Genomic DNA, 16446 nt, shown 5'->3' with positions numbered 1-16446 from the left:
CCGCGGCAACCCCAGCCCGCGCCGCTGCCACCCGGTAGCCCACGCCACGCACGCTCCGTGACGCCGTCGCGGCCGGACGACAGCGGTGGCACATCCGGAACAGCTTCGAGTTCGAGGGCACCGGCCCAGACGCTGCTGCAGCAGCGTCTGCAGGGCGCGTTCCTCACCGTCATCGGTCTCGCCGGCCTCATCGGTGGGGTGTTGTTCTCCATCGAGGCACCAGGGTTCACGCCGGTGCCGGTGGTGTTCCTGACTTTCTGGCTCGTCATGGTCATCGTCGGCAAGATCCTCTTCGCCGGCCTCGACAAGCTCCGCGCCGCTGGCATCACCGCCGCGCCCGCACCGCATCAGCTGCGTGCAGCGGCCGCTGTTGCCGCGATCGTCGTCGCCGTCGGGACGATGGGCTTCGCCGCCACCACCGCCGGCACCGGTGTTGCTGCGGCGGCGCCGTGCCCCGGCGGAGGTCCCGCTACGTGTGGGCCGACCGGACCGGACCTGACCTTCGCCCCTCCGACAGGGCAAGCCACCGCTCCCGGGCAGCAGCCGGGTCAGCAGGGCGGCCAGGATCAGCAGGGCATCGCCACCTCGCCGTCGCAGGGCGGAGACAACGGCCCCGGCATCCAGGCCCAGACTCCGCAGTTCGGCACCCCTGGACAGCAGGCCCCGAACATCCCCAGCAACGAACAACCAGGCCAAGGCGGGCAGCAGCAGGGACAGCCGGCGCAGGGCAACGGGCAAGGCCAACAGAACCAGAACCCGGCCGTGCAGACCACCGTACCCGGCGGCCCCCAGCAAACCGGACAGCAGCAGCCCGGGCAGACCCAGCCGGGGCAGCCTTCACCCACCACGGTCACCGTCACCAAGACGCAAACCGAATGCCCCATGCCCGGCGCCCCCGGAGCCAATGGCGTCGCCCCCGGCGCGCCCCGTTCGGATGCCACCGACAACGGCGGTGCAAGCAATGACATCGAGACCAAGGATGGCCCGCCGTCCTGGGCGTACCTCGTCGGCGAAGCTACGGGTATCGCCGCAGGCGGAAGAACCCGACGGCGTATAACTCCGGGCCCGACTGCTTCGCGCCTATCGTCCGAATCTATCTCCGACACCACCACCGCCGCGACTAGGGCCGCCACCGAGTTCTACAGCTCCGAGCAGATCAACCCCACCCCACCCACCCCAGAACTTCACGCCCCGAACATCGCGGACACGCCACCAGCCCACCAGCCGCAGCAGCCCCCCTCGCAGGGAAGCGGTAGCGGACCAGGTAACGGGTCTTCTTCCTCGACCAGCCCCGGAACCTCGAGCGTCGGACAAGGCAGCACCCCCGGAACGTCGCCAGGACAAGGTACCGGCGACGGCGACTCTGGCGGCAGCGCACCGGCCCCTGGCGGGGCAAACACCGATACCGTACCGATCAACTTCGGCGGGCCTGACGGTGACACCCGCCCAGAACCAGGCGGTGTCCCCGGCATCTTCTCATTCCTCTGGCCGTTGGCCCAGGCCCTCGCCCGACTTCTGCAGGAGATCTTCGACCGGCTCATAAGGCCCTTCCTCGACTGGCTCGAGAATATCCTCAGTATGATCCCCGGCTACATCGGTCTCCTCCTCATCAAGGGGTACCTCGACATCAAGGGGTACCTCGAAGGGATAGCTGGACTCATTCGCGGACCCCAACGCGGGATGGCTCCACCCGCAACCGGAAACCCCAGCACAACCGCACCCACCACTCCGACGGCCCCCGGCGACGGAGGCGGAAACGGCGACGGCAAACCCCCACGCCAAACGCCCCCGATCATCCCGCCCGCACCAGGACAAAACCCCGGAACCGAACTCCCTACGGCCGGCGACCCAGGCACATCACTACCCGGACAACCCCGCCAACCCATCACACCCAAACCCACCACACCCTCCGACCCCGGCAAAATCCCCGCACCCGGCCGCATCGACCCCGACACCGGCCTACCCGTCATCCCCCAACAACCACGCCCCAGCACCACACCACAGCCCGGCACAGGCTCCACACCCAGCGCCAGCAATGGCGGCGGTCAGGCACCTAAGCCGAAGAAGCAACCCCCCGCTCCCACGAAGCCGCCTCCCAAGCCCGGCACCGGAGGCGGCCCCGGAAGATGGGAGTGGACCAACGAGTCCGGCGGTGCAAACGTCAAGCAGAACCGACCTTTCCAGGAGGCTGTGACCGGCGTCGACGGCGCGTGGTCCTACGTAGTCAACGGCGTCAAATTCGACGGCTTCGAAATCATCAAGGGGCTCGTGAAGGCGCTCGTCGACGCCAAGTATGGCAGCAGCGGCTACGGCGCACTGCTAAAGCCTGACGGCACTCTCGTTGACGTCTACTCTCCGAGTACTCCGCCGTTCATCAAGGGAATATATGATTCGCTAATCTCTGAGGTGCAACGTCAGGTCGCGGCGGTAAATGCGCTTCCGAACCCTCAGGAGTTTCCGATCTACTGGGTTGCCAATTCGCCCGCGACGGCAGCGGCCCTCAAAGCGGTGATAGAGCAAGTGCCTGAAGCGGCAGGTAGGATTACAGTGATCACGGCAGACGTTTGGAACGCTTTGAAGGGAATCGGGTGACGGCGTGACAGTTCTTGCTACCTTAGGAAGAGAAAAGGGAGTCGCCTCGTGAGCTACCAGCGATGGAGAATTCATTGGGAATCCCCGACTATCGGTTTCGATGTCAAGGATGGGCCTGATACACCTGAGCGACGAGCTGTTGAGCTGGCGACGTTTCTGTCCGCTGTGACAACAGGTTCTCAGTGGTTCGTAGGCGTAGGTTCCGAAACTGGATACCAAACCGCGGAGCTGCCTAACTCTCCCGAGGCCGCGGGAAAGGTGTTGCTCGACCACTTCCGAGCCCATCGCGATAGGGGCATAGTTCACCTGGAATGCCACGGCGACTATCAATGCGGCCTCGTATACAGCGACGGGAAGGCGACCGTGAACGATCTTTCTGCCATCGCCGACCCGAACGGGATCACCGCGGCGGTCACCCAATGGTATTCGATCGCACGGAAGGCGTGGGCTGTTACGGAATCCTTTGCCGTAAGTATCGAGCAAAGGGAAATACAGCACGCCAGGGAGCGAAGTCAGCTGGTCTCTGACATAGAGGTCGAGTCTCTTATTCGCGGCAAGGTCCCGCCTCCTCGTCCTCGCCTGAAAACGCTGTCCCCTGTATCCACCGTTGGATGGTTAAACACTGTGCGGAGGGCCGACTTGAAGTTCCCGGAGCGGTTGATTCATGGCATCCACTGGACGCCCATCGAAAGCTCTGAATACGGCTTCCTGCAATTAGGGGAAGCGCCTGAAGACTTCACGTTTGAGATGGCCGAGTCAGTCCACCAAGCTTGTGGAAATCCAACCCTCGAAGAGATGCGCAGTGCGTTGGCTGCACTGCGGGCGTAGCCAGTATGACGGCGTGGCCGCCTCGCCGCGCAGTTGCTTGGTTCGTCACCGCTGGCACGTAGTTGGGTCCCGCGCTCAACAAGTTCGGCGGGTGGACGTAAACGGACGCGTTTCAGGTCGACGCCACGCGCGAGGCTCCCCGCACGATCCGGTACGCCGAGGCGCGGCTGATCCCAAACGCCTCGGCCGCCATCGCCACCGGCTCTCCGGCCTGAACCAGGCGCACCAGCTGAGCGGCCTTCGCCTCGGTCAAGACCTTGGGGCGGCCGATGCTCTGGCCGCGCGCCTTACGAGCGGCGCGGCTCGCGGCTCTGCGTTCCTTGCCGTAGGCGAGTTCGATGCCGCCGACGGCGATGAGCAGGTTCAGCATCGCCTCGCCGACGGGTGTGGAGGAGTCGAGGCCTTCGCGGAGGGCGCGGACGGTGATCCCCCTTTCCCGGAGCTCACGGATGGTGTTGCTCATTTCAGGCACATCGCGGCCGAGGCGATCCGCAGCGGCGACCACGATCACGTCACCGGGGCGCGCGTGCTCAAGGAGCGTCGCGAGTTCCGGGCGGGGAGCCGGGCGACGCGGAGGCCTTCTCGGCGCGGATCCGGTCCGCCGGCACCCCTGCGACGAGGAGAGCGTCGCGCTGCGCGTCGAGGGACTGATGTTCCGTGGAAACTCGCGCATATCCGAGGACGTAGGGCTCACTCATGCGGAAGGTGTATCAGAAGCCGCAGACAACCAAATTCTGCGACGCATCTTCTGAGACAGCTTCTGAGACTGGCGTTCCTGCGGGTTCTCGACGGGGGTGGAGTCGCCAAGGACGTGTCGCGAAACTTTAGTTGAGACGCCGCCTCGCGCTGAGGTTCTCGGGTTCGCGAACCGCCAGGTCGGTCGTTCTCAGAAGCCGTCTCACAAATCGTGTCGCGGAAGTCGGTTGTCAACGACTTGTGATACACCGCGGGCATGACAAATTCTTACGTTCTCGGATACGCACGTGTCAGTACCGAACACCAGTCGCTCGACGCGCAGCGCGATGCTCTCCTCGCCGCTGGGGTGCCGGCCGAGCGGATCCGCGCCGAGAAGGCGTCCGCATCGCCTGGCTCCGCGCGACCGGAACTCGCGGCGCTCCTCGAGCACGCCCGCCCTGGGGACACCATCGTCGTCGCGGCGGTCGACCGACTGGGCCGCGACGTGCCGGAGATGTCGAGCACGATCCGCGACCTCCGCGAGCGCGAGATCGTCGTCCGCGCGCGGCGAGAAGGTCTCGACTCGTCAACCGCAGTCGGCGAGGCGATGATGAACCTCCTCATCGCCGTCGGCGGGATCGAGCTCGCCTACGGCAAGGAGCGACGGGCCGCTGCACGTGAAGCACGAGCTGCTCGCGGTCTCAGCAACGGCCGGCCGAAGGCGCTGCCAGATGCGAAGGCCGCGCAGCTCGTGCGCCTGGTTCAGGCTGGCGAGCCGGTCGCGGCTGCGGCAGAGGCGTTCGGGATCAGCCGTGCGACGGCGTACCGGATCGTACGGACCGCGTCTGTCGGCGATGCTGCGTGACGCGGCTGAGGTGGGCGAGGGCGTGAGCGGCAGTCTCACTGCGGAGGAAGACGGCCGTGTCTACCTCCGCTTCGTACGCGTTACTTCGTATTAGTTGCGCCCGGAGCAGATACCCTGCAACCCATGTTGCGGTTCTGGCGCACGTTCCGTTCTTACACCCATCGAGGACAGGTGAGTCTGGTCCTGATGATGATCCTCGGCGGCTGCGGCGTGGTCTGGGGCTGGCTGAGTCCGCCCAGCTGGCTGGATCCGCCGTTCCGCATGAACGTAGGTACCGCTGCCCTCGGCTTCTTGGTCGGTGTGCCTGTCGCGGCCGTCGTCATAGACACAGTCACTCGATCTGCGCTGGAACGGGCGGCGGAGGCGGATCTGCGCACGCGCCTCGCAACGGCAATCGTGAACATCAATGCGGAGGTCACCGAATTGCGAATGTCGCCTCTGATGAGGGGGCTTCGAGATGTGATCGACGCTTTTCAGGCGGACACCGAACTGCACCCTGCACTTGATCCAGTTGACGACGCAGCCGAGGACGAACGTCATCGTCGTGCAGTGCAGCAGTATCGAAATCGACTTAAGGGTGACCCTCCGTTCGAGCAGGACACGGCCCTGCGGGGTATCCGGCAGTTCACGGACGCGTTGCAGGGCTGTTCGCGCCGCTTGGGGTGGGAGCTTGACAACATGCGTGGCCCTCTCCCTCGGTTTGGTGGTGAAGACGCGCCGGACATCGATGCGGGGCGGAAACTTGAGCGCACTGTATTCGAGCTGTCTGTGAAACTTCGCGGCGTCAAGAGCACGCTCAGCTGCGAGATCCTCTATCCGGTTCCCTCAGACCCAGACCATTTTGAGTCACGCACCCTTCGGACCTTGGACTTGTTCGCTCGCGGCGGACCTGACCTGGAGGCCTGGCAGGGGACCAGTGACACACGTGAGTCGATCGAGAGTGCCATGCGTATTCTGCGCGATGCAGCGTCGGACGTCGACGTTCAGCTCCGCGAAGCTCAGGAGGACATCCGCGCGCTACGCGAGGATCCAGCGTGGGGCCGACTTCTGTCGGATGCTTTCTGAAAAGTTCGCCTAGTAACCCCTCGCCCCACGTCACCTCCCAGCTACCGTGACCTCATGCCCCACCTCCCTCAATGCCAACGCCCGCCCGCAGCCGCCCCGGCCGCGGGCGACGCGCGTTGAGCAGAGGAGAACCGCATGTTCGACGAGCTTGAGGTCGTTGAGCTGACCCGTGAGGTTGGTGGCATCGCGGCGGGGACGCTCGGCGCCATCGTGCACGTCTACCCGGAGGGCGGCGTGTTCGAGGTCGAGTTCATGGAGGGCGAGGCGACCCTGGCAGTCCTCACCGTCGAGGCGAAGGACCTGCGTCGGCGCCCGCCCCGCACCGCAGCCGAGTTGATCCGGGCCCTGCAGGAGTTGGACCCGCAGACCCTCGTCCTGGTGCAGGGCTACGAGGGTGGACCCTCGCCGATCGCCTCGATCAGCGACGCCTTTCCGGTGCAGGAACTCGCAGGCAGACCGTATTACTACGGCCGGTTCGAGCACCCTGACGAGGCGGCGCGGCTCGCCGCCGAGGACCCGCGCGGCTGGATCTCGATGGAAGGCGGGCCGCCCACGTTGGTGGGCGAACCGGTGCAGGCCGTGCTGCTGGCCCGGGAAGAGCGCCGCGATGACTGAGTACCCGGCTGACCTGAGCGACTGCGACGTGGTATCCGTGCAGGTCACCGGCCCGCACCGCGTCCGCGTCACGCACCGCGACGGGACCAGCGCCGTGCACGTGTTTCAGCCGGGCGCCTTCGGCGTCCACGATTTCGTTTCGCTCGATGACCCGGTGGTGTTCGCGAACGCGACGGTCATCGACGGCTGCTTGGCCTGGGACCTCGGCGGCGGACTAGTGTACGACGTTGCGCCGGACGGGTTGTGGGCACACGCGATGGCGTGGTGTCCTGACGAGTCACATGACCTGGCTGCGGAGGTTGAGGACGCGCGGGTCGAGCTCGCGGCTCCGCACATGTCGGAGTTGCTGCCTCGGATGAGGGAGCTGGAGGCTGCGGGCTGGCGGTTGAACTCGATGACCAAGCCGACCGCGGAGGGGCACGGGCAGTTAGTCACGGCGGTGTTCACGCGCGACGGGGTCAGCGACATTGAGCGGCGGCCCACACCGTGACGAGGGGCGTACCCGAAGTAGGCGGTAGGCGAGCAGCGACAGCGTGAACCAGGTAGCGTCTGCCACCGTGAAAAAGTTTGCGATCGCCGCCGGGATGTCCCTGCTCGTTGGTGCCGTCGCGGCGAGCCCCGTGAATGCGGAGCCGTTGCCGACCCCGACCACGGAGAAGATTCAACAGCTGCAGCCCAGCCTGACCTCTGTCCAGGCGGCGTCACTCGCGATAGATGCTCGCGATTCCTGCAACGCGGAGATGGCACAGCAGATCCTGGGCGGCAGCACGGACTGGAACGCGCACTTCCAGGAACGTGGGGCGAACGACGCGGTTGCGAAGTTCCTGACCGACTTCACGAAGAGCTGTCGGATCGCGTAGACCGTCAGCCGGAACGGAGCCCGTCACCCTCACGGCGACGCGGCTCCGTTTCTATCCTGACTGGCTGCTGCAGCTGTCCGTCAGCGCAGGTAGACGACCGCGCCGTTGCCACGTGCAGACGGAGCCGGCGTTCGTCATGACGTACGTGGTGTTCGTGACCCGGCTGTACACCTTGAACGGTCGGGCGCCGGAACCGCTGACTATCTCAAAGGAGAATGCTGATGAGACGGACACTTCAGGCGTTGCGTCGCGCTACCCATCGCACTGGCGGTCTACTCCTCGCCGCTGGTGTGCTGGCGGCGTGCGCCACCGCAGGTGGCCCGGATTCTGTGGCGTCGGGAACTCCGACACCAGGATTCACGGATCTGGTCGCGATCATCGACCCGACTTTCGCAGGCAGCCAAGCGCTCTCACAGGTTCCCGCCGAGGCGCTGACAGCCCTGGATACTGCCAAGAAGTCAGGCGGGTGCGCTAGCCAGGCCTCGCAAAGCTGGAGTTCACCGGAAGGTACGCTGCGGATCCTCTGCGACGCCAGCAGCACACCGTATTTGGTCGCCGGCACCACTGTCCCTGGCACTGACATCGCGGCTGTCACTGTCCACGACGGCGCGAACACGGTTGACGTCAAGCTCACGTCAGCTGGGATCGCTAGTCTCGACCGGTATTCGAACCAGTTCCCGGGCCGCCGACTCGGGGTCCTCAAGACCGGCAAAGTCTGCGCAGCCCCACTTCCCGCCGCCGCCACCGACAACGGCATCATGCACCTGCGAGGCGGACAGCCGCTCGCGGCATGTCTCCGCAACCCTTGAGCGCACTCGACCGCGTTGGATACTCACCGTATGAGCGCTGACGGAGCCCGTCACCTTCCTCGAGGTGACGGGCTCCGTTGCTGTTCCCGCGTCCTACGCCGCGAAGCGCTCCAGCAGTCCCGCCCGCTGCCGGTCACCGAGGCCGCTGACCCGCCGGTTCTCGGCGATCTCCAGCTCCTCCATGATCTCGGCGGCGCGGACCTTGCCGACCTTCGGCAGGGCCTCGAGCAGTGCGGAGACCTTGAGCTTGCCGACGGCCGGCTCGTCAGCGCGGCCGAGCACGGCGGCCAGGGTCGTCTTGCCGGCCTTCAGGTCGGCCTTGATCGCAGCCCGGGCGGCGCGGACCTCGGCGGCCTTCGCGAGGGCGTTGGCGCGCTGCTCGGGTGTGAGGGTGGGGAGAGCCATTGGGTGTTCCTCCTGGTGAGTGGGGTGTTGCTGTCGGGCGCGACCGTAGCGGGCGGGGCTGACATGCAGCGAGGACGGCGCGATCGACCGTCACACCGCCCGCACCGCCTGCTGCGACACCCACGTGGTGATCGGCACGGCGCCGTGGCCGGTCGGGATCGCGAGCTGGACCTCCGCGAGCCAGTCGCCGCTGGTCAGCCGGGCCCAGCGCAGCACGACGCCGTGTAGTTCCGGCTGCAGCTGCAGGCCGTGAGCCCGCAGCCACAGCGGCAGTTCGTTTCGCCCTCTGCGAGCTGCCCCTGCTCCGGGGAAAGCGCGGGAGGTGGAGACCAGGCACGGCGTCGGCGGCACGGGCGTCCGCCAGATCCTCGCCGCGTAATCCTCCCGGGGTAGACCGGCGCTCGCAGTTCCGCTCCGACCCGTTGTGCGGCCTCGCCCCACACCGCCATGCCCATCTCCTTCGGCGCGCCCGGGTTCTCCGCCAGGAACATTTCGCGCGCTGCGTCTGCGACTGCGGCGCCGCGTTCGCGGCTGACTTTTGCCATGGCACTGCTCCTTCTTCTCTACGCGGCCGAGACGGTCTCGGCTGCATCACTTGATTCGGTGGCCGCCGCTACGAGCTTCGAGATACCGGTGCGGTGGATGCCGGACTCACTGGCGGCCGCGCGTTGGCTCGCACCGCTGGCCAGGGCGGCCAGGGCGGTGGCCACATTGGCCGGATCCGCGCGGACTACGCCATCGCGGACCAGCTGCTGGGCCTGCGCCATGAACGCGGCGGCCGGGTCCTCGACCGGCTCGGCCGGGGTGGTGGCCGCGGTGGCCGAAGCGGTGTCCGGCCAGGTCAGAGGCAGTTCGAAGTCGACGGTCGCGTCGCCGAAGCTGTCGGCCTGGCCGGGGGTGGGCACGGGTTCGGCCGCTGCGGCCGGCGCGGTGGCCACATGGTCGGACTCGGTGGCAGAGGTGGCTGGTTCGACGACCAATGCGTACGCAGCGGCGGCCGCGAGAACGTCGACCGCGACCGGCAGCAGGTAGCCGATCCAGCCAGCGTGGCCGTGCCGTTGCGCGAGCCCGGCCAGGCTGGCGAAGCTCATGACGAAGCGGCGATTGCGGCGACAAGCACCGCGACGGTGACGGCCGCGCGGGCTCCGTGGCGAACGTGCGCGGCCTTGGGGATGAAGTGGACGCCGACTGGCAGGAGCAGCGGTGCGATCGCCGCGATGGCGATAGTTACCGGCGCACTGTCGGCCATCTCCACGGCGAATGCGACGTTCCCGGCGAGGCTTACGGCCGTGCATCCGCAGAGGAGCGCCATGAACGCGCGGCGGTCGTTGCGCATCAACGCACCTCCCGCACGTCGGCGAGCAGTGCGGGGTCGACGACGAGCTCGACCTCGCCGACCCGGTACGCGGAACCGTCGAACGTCATGAGCTGTGACTGCGCCGGTGCAGTCGCGGTCCACAGCTTCCCGGCGGGGAAGCGCCCGCCGAGACCGGAGGCGAAGAGCTCAGCGGTCGCGCGGTGGGGCGTCCAGCTCATGCGGCGTGCATCCCTGCCGCCCCGGTAGACGGTCACCGCCTGCGTCGGACGCGGTGCCGATGCGCCGTTGAGGAGGTACCCGGTCTGCTGCAGCCAGTCGATCCAGACCTCAGCAGGGAGGGCGTCGGTGGGGCTATCCGGCCCACACCAGGCGTCGGCGAGAGCAGCGGGGAACTCGCCCCACCTGCGCACGTCACCGGCGATCCGGAGGAGCAGGTCCGGCAGATCGTTACGGCCGAGGCGGCAGCTGGCATCGGCCCAGCTGTGCACGTCGCCGGCGTGGACTGCGGCGGCAGCGGCGTCGACGGTGAAGTACACGGTGGTCTCCGTTTCGTTGGCTGTTCAGGTTCAGGGTTCGGGCAGCTCCGGCCCCCGCGGCCTGGCACAGCGCGGGGCTGTGCCGGACTGTGCGGGTCGGGTCAGGCGCGTGTCGGGTTGAAGATTTCGACGCTGGTCCAGTCGCCGGGGAAGTAGGTCGTCGGCAGACCGTCGCCCTGTCCCTCGCCCGCGAGCTGCAGTCCGTCGGGTCCGACAGTCGTGACGCGCTGGCCGGGGTGCACGTGGGTACCGCCATCTGGCAGGTGCACGATCACGCCGAGGTAGCCGATCGCCTCGCCCCGAGCGGCGAGGGAGGCCCGGCGTTCCGCAAGCGCGGCGGTGATGGCAGGCGCGGCGGCCTCGAATGCGTCCCCGGTCGCCTCGGTGAGCGACTCGACGGCGACGCGCTCGTCGTCGCGGTCCAGCAAGTCGTCGAAGGTTCCGGTGGCGAGCAGTGCGGCGTAGTCGGCAGTGGGAGCGGACATGTTGTTCTCCTTCGTTGCGGGGGTGGGATCGCGGCTGGTCCGGCGCCGCGCGGCGCAGCACCCGCTGCCTGGGCGGATGCGGCACCGTGCGGGTCGGCTAAGCAGCGTCTCGGAGGTACCGGTCCCGCATCACGACCGCGTCTGCGGCCTCCGTCCCCGTCGGGGCGCCTGCGAGGAGCGCGTCGATCGCAGCGGCGGGAATCATCCGGCGCCTGCCGAGCTGCACGGCCGGCAGGCGTCCCTGCTGGATTTCGCGGTACACCCAGGCCTTGCTCATCCGGAGCAGCGCCTGGGCCTCCGGGACGGTGTACAGCGCCTTGCGCTGGGTCTGGTCGGGCTGCGGGGCCGGTGCCTGAGCGGCGGCGAGGAGTGTGGCGATCGCCTGGGCGATCTCGGGGTTCATCTGCTGGTTCGTCATGGGCGGACTTTCTACGTGGCTTCAGGGTTTCGTCCAAGGCGTCGATCACGACACGCCGTGTTCCTTAGATTTGCTATCCACCTTCTACGGCGTCTCCTCCGTCCTTGTTCGGCCCGATGTTGAGGAGCGCCGCCGCCGCCGCGAGAGAGTCCTTGCTGGTGTGCGCGTACGTGCGCATGGCCAGGACTCCGTCGGCGTGGCCGAGCCAGGCGGCCACGGTCGCGGTTGGCGCCCCGCGCAGGTGCAGCAGCGTCGCGGCGGTGTGCCGAGCGTCGTGCAGCCGGCGATGCGGCAGTCCAGCGTGCTTCAGAGAACGTGTCCACCAGGAGTTCAAGGTGCCGGGAGCTGCGGGGCGTCCGTCATCGAGCGCGACCACGTACCCGTCGTCCGGACCGTGCCACTGCTCCCCCAGCGCCAGGCGCATCTCCCGCTGCTCTTTCCGCACCCGCCGGAGGATCGGGAGCAGATGCGGAGGCAGGGTGAGCGTCCGCGCCGAGCTCATGGTCTTCGCATCGGCCTGCTCGACCACTCCCCCGCGCGTCTGCACCCGTGTGGCCGCAACGGTCAACGTGGGAGCGTCGGCGTCGAGGTCGATCGCGCTCCACCGCAAGCCAGAAACCTCCGCGCGGCGGAGCCCGAGAAGCGCCAGGTGCAGGAACAGTTCACGGTGCGCGGCATGTGTTAGTTCCGCGCGCTCGAGACGGGTCGCTCCCTCCGGCTCGGGCCGGGGTACGTGCGCGGCGACGAGCTGCTCGACCTCGGCCTCGGTGAGTACGCCGTCGAGCTGGAGCTCCAGCTGGCCGTGCGGCTTCCGCAACGGTTCGACGAGCGCCACGACGTTGCGCGGCAAGATGCCCTGCGCGTGCAGGTCTTTCCACACGCTGCGCCACCGCGCCAGCATGGGGTTGATCGAGGTGCGCTTCCAGGCGCCGCGCGGGCCTGTTCCAGCAGACAGCTCGGCGACCAGCGCCTCAACGTCAGCCTTCACGATCTTCTGCACCAGCTGGTCGCCGTACGTCTCGATGACGGGGGCCAGTGCGGCGGTGTACGCGTCGCGCGTCGTGGGCTTGATCCTCTTGCCCGCCAGCCACGTCTCGCACGCCACGCGAACAGTGAGATCAGAGGGAGCGATGTGCGTGCCTGCGGACACCTCGGCGGTGATCGAGCTGTGCCACTTCACAGCGTCTTCGACGGTCGTGAACCGACGCTTCTTCTGGAACCGGGAGCCGTCCGCGCGCTGCGCGTGGATACGCACCTCGTAGCGGACACCATCGCCGGTCTCAACGCGGCGGACGTAGTCAGGTCTTCTGGCCATGGCGCGGCACTTAACTCCGAAATCGAAGGTAGAGCCAGCCGATGGCCACGACACGCCGTGGGTCAATCCCAGACGTATGGGTCAATCTGGGTCATCGGGCGGTTCCCAGGAGCACTGTCATGCTCCTAGAAACCGCCTCTGACCTGCGGAAGCGGAGGGATTTGAACCCCCGGTCCGGTTAAGGACGCTCGCTTTCAAGGCGAGTGCATTCGGCCGCTCTGCCACGCTTCCCTAGCGCCGTACGATACCGGACTCACCAGGGGCTCACCGCTCAGAGACGCTCGATGACGGTGCCGTTCGCCATGCCGTTGCCCTCGCACATCGTCTGCAGGCCGTAGCGGCCGCCGGTCTGCTCGAGGTGGTTGACCAGCGTCGCCAGCAGTCGAGTGCCCGACGCGCCGAGCGGGTGGCCCAGCGCGATGGCGCCGCCGCGCGGGTTCAGGCGCGCGGGGTCGACGTCGAACTCGGCGGCCCAGGCCATCGGCACCGAGGCGAAGGCCTCGTTCACCTCGAAGGCGTCGATGTCGTCGGCGCGCAGGCCCGCGCGGGCGAGCACCTTGTGCGTCGCGGGGATCGGGCCGCTGAGCATCACCTCGGGGTCGGAGCCGACCACGGAGAAGGCGTGGAACCGGGCCCGCGGGGCCAGGCCCAGGGCCTCAGCCTTCTCGGCGCTCATGATGAGCGCGGCGGAGGCACCGTCGGTGAGCGGCGACGAGTTGCCCGGCGTGATCGACCAGTCGATCTCGGGGTACCGCTCCGCGAACCGAGGATCGGCGAAGGCGGGCTTGAGACCGCCCAGCCCCTCCGCGGTGGTCGAGCCGCGCACGGTCTCGTCGACGGCGTGCACTCCACCGTCGGGCAGCGCGACGGGCACGATCTCCCGGTCGAAGCCGCCGGCGGCCTGCGTCGCCGCGGCCCGGCGGTGCGATTCGGCGGCGAACGCGTCGAGTGCCTCGCGGTCGAACTTGCCTCGCGCGGCGAGCAACTCGGCGCCGATGCCCTGGTGCGGCAGGCTCGGGAAGCGGGCGGCGAGCGGCGCGAAGGGCGCGCCCCCGGTGGGGCTGGTGCCCATGGGCACGCGGCTCATGGACTCGACGCCGCCGGCGATCACCACGTCGTACGCGCCGGCGATCACGCCCTGCGCCGCGAAATGCGCTGCCTGCTGCGACGATCCGCACTGCCGATCGATCGTGGTGCCGGGCACCTCGATCGGGAGCCCGGCGGTGAGCGCGGCGACCCGCGCGATGTTGAGCGCCTGATCCCCCACCTGCTGGACACACCCGCCGATCACGTCCTCGACGAGGGCGGGATCGAGGTCGTTCCGCTCGACGAGGGCGGAGATGACGCCCGCGAACAGGTCGACGGGGTGGACGGGGTGCAGGGCGCCTCCGGGCTTGCCCTTGCCGGACGGGGTGCGGACGATGTCGACGATGACGGCGTCGGTCATAGCGGTCCTCTTTCGGTGTCAGGTCGTACGGACTAGCGCGGGGCCGTGCGGAAGGCGCGCTCGAGGCGAACGGTCTCGCCGTCGAGCACCGGATCACCCCGCTCCATCAGGGCCTCCTCCCGAACACGCCAACAGATCAAGTAACAGAATATTCACTCACTTCTAGCACAAGGAGCTCCTCGCTGCCGCATTCTCGCGAAGCCGGGACCGACACCACAGCCCGCGCGACGGCCGCGCCCGGTGTGCTACCCATGAACCATGAGGGCGATCGGCGTCGACGAAACCACGCAGGACCTGCGGCTCATCGACCTCCCGATTCCCGATCCCGGGCCCGGGGAGGTACGGATCGCGGTCGCCGCGACCGCGGTCAACCGCGCCGACCTCATGCAGCGCCGCGGCCTCTACCCGCCGCCGCCCGGGGCCAGCCCGATCCTCGGCCTCGAAGTCTCCGGCACCGTCGACGCCGTCGGACCGGAGGTCGAAGGCATCGCCGTGGGCGACGAGGTGTGCGCGCTCCTAGCCGGCGGCGGCTACGCCGAGTACGCGATCGCGCCCGCCACCCAGTGCCTGCCGGTCCCCGCCGCCGTCTCGCTCGTCGATGCGGCGGCGCTCCCCGAGGTCGCCTGCACCGTTCACTCCAACGTCGTCACCGAGGCCGGCCTGCGCGCCGGCGAGACGCTCCTGATCCACGGCGGCGGCAGCGGCATCGGCACTCACGCGATCCAGCTCGGCAAGGCCCTCGGCGCGACGGTGGCCGTCACCGTCGGATCGGAGTACAAGGCGCAGCGCTGCCGCGAGCTGGGCGCCGACATCGTGATCGACTACCACGACGAGGATTTCGCAGAGATCCTGCGGGACCGGGCCGACGTGATCCTCGACATCATGGGCGCGAAGTACCTGCCCCGCAACATCGATGCCCTCGCCCCGCACGGCCGGCTCGTGATCATCGGCATGCAGGGCGGCGTCGAAGGAATGCTGAACATCGGTGCGCTGCTGGCGAAGCGGGGCCGGGTCAGCGCCACGAACCTCCGGGGTCGCCCCGCGACCGGGCCGCACAGCAAGGCCGAGGTAGTGGCCGCGGTCCGCGCACAGGTCTGGCCCCTCCTCACCGACGGCGCCGTGCGCCCCGTCGTCTCCGCGCGGCTCCCCCTCACCGACGCGGCCGCCGCCCACGACCTCCTGAACTCCCCCGAGTCCGTCGGAAAGGTGCTCCTGACCCCATGATCGACGACCTCGCCACCCGCCTTCTCGAGGCACAGATCGCCTTCGCGCGCAAGCAACTCCGCGATACCGCCTACCACTCGTTGGTCATCGACGAGGTGGACCACGCGCTCGCCGTCGCCTCCGAGCTGACCCTGGCCGAGGCCGTCACGCCCGACATGATCAAGGCCGTCGCCGCGAAGTACGCCGTGCAGGTCCCGGTCGAGGGCGCGATTCCCGAGCTCGTCGGGGAGATCGCCGGCCGCCTGTACCGGCACACCGTCAACGACACCACCCGCCTCGACGAGGTGATCGACAGCCGCAGCTTCGAGAACCTGCTGACCACCGTGACGGAGATGGACCTCACCGGCCGGGTGCTGCAGGCCCTTTCGGAGAGTCCTGTCACCGAGGACGCAGTGGCCTCGGTCCTGCACGCCGCGGCGTCGTCCGCGGCGGACGACGCGAGCCGTGCGCTCGCCCGGAACGCGGTGACCCGCACCGTCGCCGGAGCCGCGGCCCGCGCCCTCCGCCCGGCGCTCCCGGCGCTCGGTCAGCGCGCCGATGCCGCCGCCCGTCACGGTGTGCGGTTCGCCCTGCGCCGGGTCGCCGCCGAGGGCGACGAGACCCTCGCCGATGCCGTCCGCGACTTCTGGCGCCAGCACCGCGAGAGCGCCGTCGCCGAGTACCGCGGGGTGCTCACCGACGGCGATGTCGAGGACGTGGTGGTGCTGATCTTCGAGTTCTGGCGCACCTTCCGCGACACCGACTACTTCCGCGCGCTCCTCGACGAGGGCATCGACCACGTCTTCGACAAGTACGGCGACACGTCGCTGTACGAACTGCTCGCCGAGCTGGGCGTTGGCCGCGAGGACATGATCGAGGAGGCGCTGCGCTTCGGTCCGCCCGTCATCGCGACGCTGGACGAACGCGGCGTCATCGAGGACCTGCTGCGGCGCCGCCTCACCCCGTTCTTCGAGTCCGAGGAGTACCGCACCGCGATCGGCGGCTGACCG

Annotated in this window: 19 protein-coding genes, 1 tRNA gene and 1 pseudogene; 10 read left to right on the top strand and 11 right to left on the bottom strand. The window is 68.3% G+C overall.

Features of this window, described 5'->3' with window-relative positions:
• Nucleotides 1-57: 57 nt before the first annotated feature.
• Nucleotides 58-2592, top strand: a complete 2535-nt coding sequence (locus ELY19_RS08665; protein ID WP_126195833.1) for a hypothetical protein — start codon at nt 58-60, stop codon at nt 2590-2592.
• A 48-nt stretch (nt 2593-2640) separates the two neighbouring features.
• Complete coding sequence (locus ELY19_RS08660) at nt 2641-3420, top strand: hypothetical protein (protein ID WP_126195832.1); 780 nt, start codon at nt 2641-2643, stop codon at nt 3418-3420.
• 112 nt (nt 3421-3532) lie between these two features.
• Here the strand turns inward: ELY19_RS08660 and ELY19_RS08655 are convergent.
• A pseudogene (locus ELY19_RS08655) lies at nt 3533-4118 on the bottom strand (recombinase family protein).
• A gap of 254 nt (nt 4119-4372) precedes the next feature.
• On the opposite strand from ELY19_RS08655, the gene ELY19_RS08650 reads away from it, so the two are divergent.
• The 6 genes from ELY19_RS08650 (at nt 4373) to ELY19_RS23445 (ending at nt 8309) form a co-directional block, all read left to right on the top strand.
• Complete coding sequence (locus tag ELY19_RS08650) at nt 4373-4960, top strand: recombinase family protein (RefSeq protein WP_126195831.1); 588 nt, start codon at nt 4373-4375, stop codon at nt 4958-4960.
• A gap of 123 nt (nt 4961-5083) precedes the next feature.
• On the top strand, nt 5084-6025 hold the full coding sequence (locus tag ELY19_RS08645) for a hypothetical protein (protein ID WP_126195830.1): 942 nt from the start codon (nt 5084-5086) through the stop codon (nt 6023-6025).
• A gap of 135 nt (nt 6026-6160) precedes the next feature.
• Nucleotides 6161-6640: a DUF4926 domain-containing protein gene (locus ELY19_RS08640; protein ID WP_227966676.1), complete on the top strand. Its 480-nt coding sequence runs from the start codon at nt 6161-6163 to the stop codon at nt 6638-6640.
• 37 nt (nt 6641-6677) lie between these two features.
• Nucleotides 6678-7130: a hypothetical protein gene (locus tag ELY19_RS08635; protein ID WP_126195829.1), complete on the top strand. Its 453-nt coding sequence runs from the start codon at nt 6678-6680 to the stop codon at nt 7128-7130.
• 43 nt (nt 7131-7173) lie between these two features.
• On the top strand, nt 7174-7500 hold the full coding sequence (locus ELY19_RS08630) for a hypothetical protein (RefSeq protein WP_126195828.1): 327 nt from the start codon (nt 7174-7176) through the stop codon (nt 7498-7500).
• A 221-nt stretch (nt 7501-7721) separates the two neighbouring features.
• Nucleotides 7722-8309 carry a hypothetical protein gene (locus ELY19_RS23445; RefSeq protein ID WP_164711558.1) on the top strand — a complete coding sequence of 196 codons (588 nt, stop codon included), beginning with the start codon at nt 7722-7724 and terminating at the stop codon, nt 8307-8309.
• A gap of 93 nt (nt 8310-8402) precedes the next feature.
• Here ELY19_RS23445 and mihF read toward each other — a convergent pair whose 3' ends face one another.
• From mihF to ELY19_RS08585, 10 genes are all read right to left on the bottom strand, one after another.
• The gene (mihF, locus tag ELY19_RS08625; protein ID WP_126195827.1) at nt 8403-8714 is read right to left on the bottom strand and encodes an integration host factor, actinobacterial type; all 312 of its coding nucleotides are present in this window, start codon (nt 8712-8714) and stop codon (nt 8403-8405) included.
• A 90-nt stretch (nt 8715-8804) separates the two neighbouring features.
• Nucleotides 8805-9065: a hypothetical protein gene (locus ELY19_RS08620; RefSeq protein ID WP_126195826.1), complete on the bottom strand. Its 261-nt coding sequence runs from the start codon at nt 9063-9065 to the stop codon at nt 8805-8807.
• A gap of 212 nt (nt 9066-9277) precedes the next feature.
• Nucleotides 9278-9805, bottom strand: coding sequence for a DUF2637 domain-containing protein (locus ELY19_RS08615; RefSeq protein WP_164711557.1), 528 nt, complete (start codon nt 9803-9805; stop codon nt 9278-9280).
• A complete protein-coding gene (locus tag ELY19_RS23440) occupies nt 9802-10050 on the bottom strand; it encodes a hypothetical protein (protein ID WP_164711556.1) in 249 nt (82 codons plus the stop codon). The genes ELY19_RS08615 and ELY19_RS23440 overlap by 4 nt, the downstream gene beginning before the upstream one ends.
• Nucleotides 10050-10568, bottom strand: a complete 519-nt coding sequence (locus tag ELY19_RS08610; protein WP_126195824.1) for a hypothetical protein — start codon at nt 10566-10568, stop codon at nt 10050-10052. Before ELY19_RS08610 ends, ELY19_RS23440 begins: the two co-directional genes overlap by 1 nt.
• 101 nt (nt 10569-10669) lie before the next feature.
• Nucleotides 10670-11053: a hypothetical protein gene (locus ELY19_RS08605; protein WP_126195823.1), complete on the bottom strand. Its 384-nt coding sequence runs from the start codon at nt 11051-11053 to the stop codon at nt 10670-10672.
• Between the two features lie 97 nt (nt 11054-11150).
• Nucleotides 11151-11471 carry a helix-turn-helix domain-containing protein gene (locus tag ELY19_RS08600; protein WP_197716000.1) on the bottom strand — a complete coding sequence of 107 codons (321 nt, stop codon included), beginning with the start codon at nt 11469-11471 and terminating at the stop codon, nt 11151-11153.
• Between the two features lie 73 nt (nt 11472-11544).
• Nucleotides 11545-12786, bottom strand: coding sequence for a site-specific integrase (locus ELY19_RS08595; protein ID WP_126195822.1), 1242 nt, complete (start codon nt 12784-12786; stop codon nt 11545-11547).
• Nucleotides 12787-12932: 146 nt separating this feature from the next.
• Nucleotides 12933-13017: transfer RNA gene (locus tag ELY19_RS08590), tRNA-Ser, on the bottom strand.
• 40 nt (nt 13018-13057) lie between these two features.
• Nucleotides 13058-14233 (bottom strand): thiolase family protein, encoded by a 1176-nt coding sequence (locus ELY19_RS08585; protein ID WP_126195821.1) that lies wholly within the window; start codon nt 14231-14233, stop codon nt 13058-13060.
• Between the two features lie 258 nt (nt 14234-14491).
• Between ELY19_RS08585 and ELY19_RS08580 the strand changes: the two genes are divergently transcribed.
• Both ELY19_RS08580 and ELY19_RS08575 read left to right on the top strand, forming a co-directional pair.
• Nucleotides 14492-15457 carry an NAD(P)H-quinone oxidoreductase gene (locus ELY19_RS08580; RefSeq protein WP_126195820.1) on the top strand — a complete coding sequence of 322 codons (966 nt, stop codon included), beginning with the start codon at nt 14492-14494 and terminating at the stop codon, nt 15455-15457.
• Nucleotides 15454-16443 (top strand): hypothetical protein, encoded by a 990-nt coding sequence (locus ELY19_RS08575; protein ID WP_126195819.1) that lies wholly within the window; start codon nt 15454-15456, stop codon nt 16441-16443. The genes ELY19_RS08580 and ELY19_RS08575 overlap by 4 nt, the downstream gene beginning before the upstream one ends.
• Nucleotides 16444-16446 lie beyond the last annotated feature (3 nt).

It is taken from the genome of Tsukamurella paurometabola (assembly GCF_900631615.1).
Taxonomy (GTDB): Bacteria; Actinomycetota; Actinomycetes; order Mycobacteriales; family Mycobacteriaceae; genus Tsukamurella; species Tsukamurella paurometabola_A.
The sequence above is the reverse complement of the archived record's forward strand: the minus strand, read 5'-3'. Positions and strand labels throughout refer to the sequence as shown.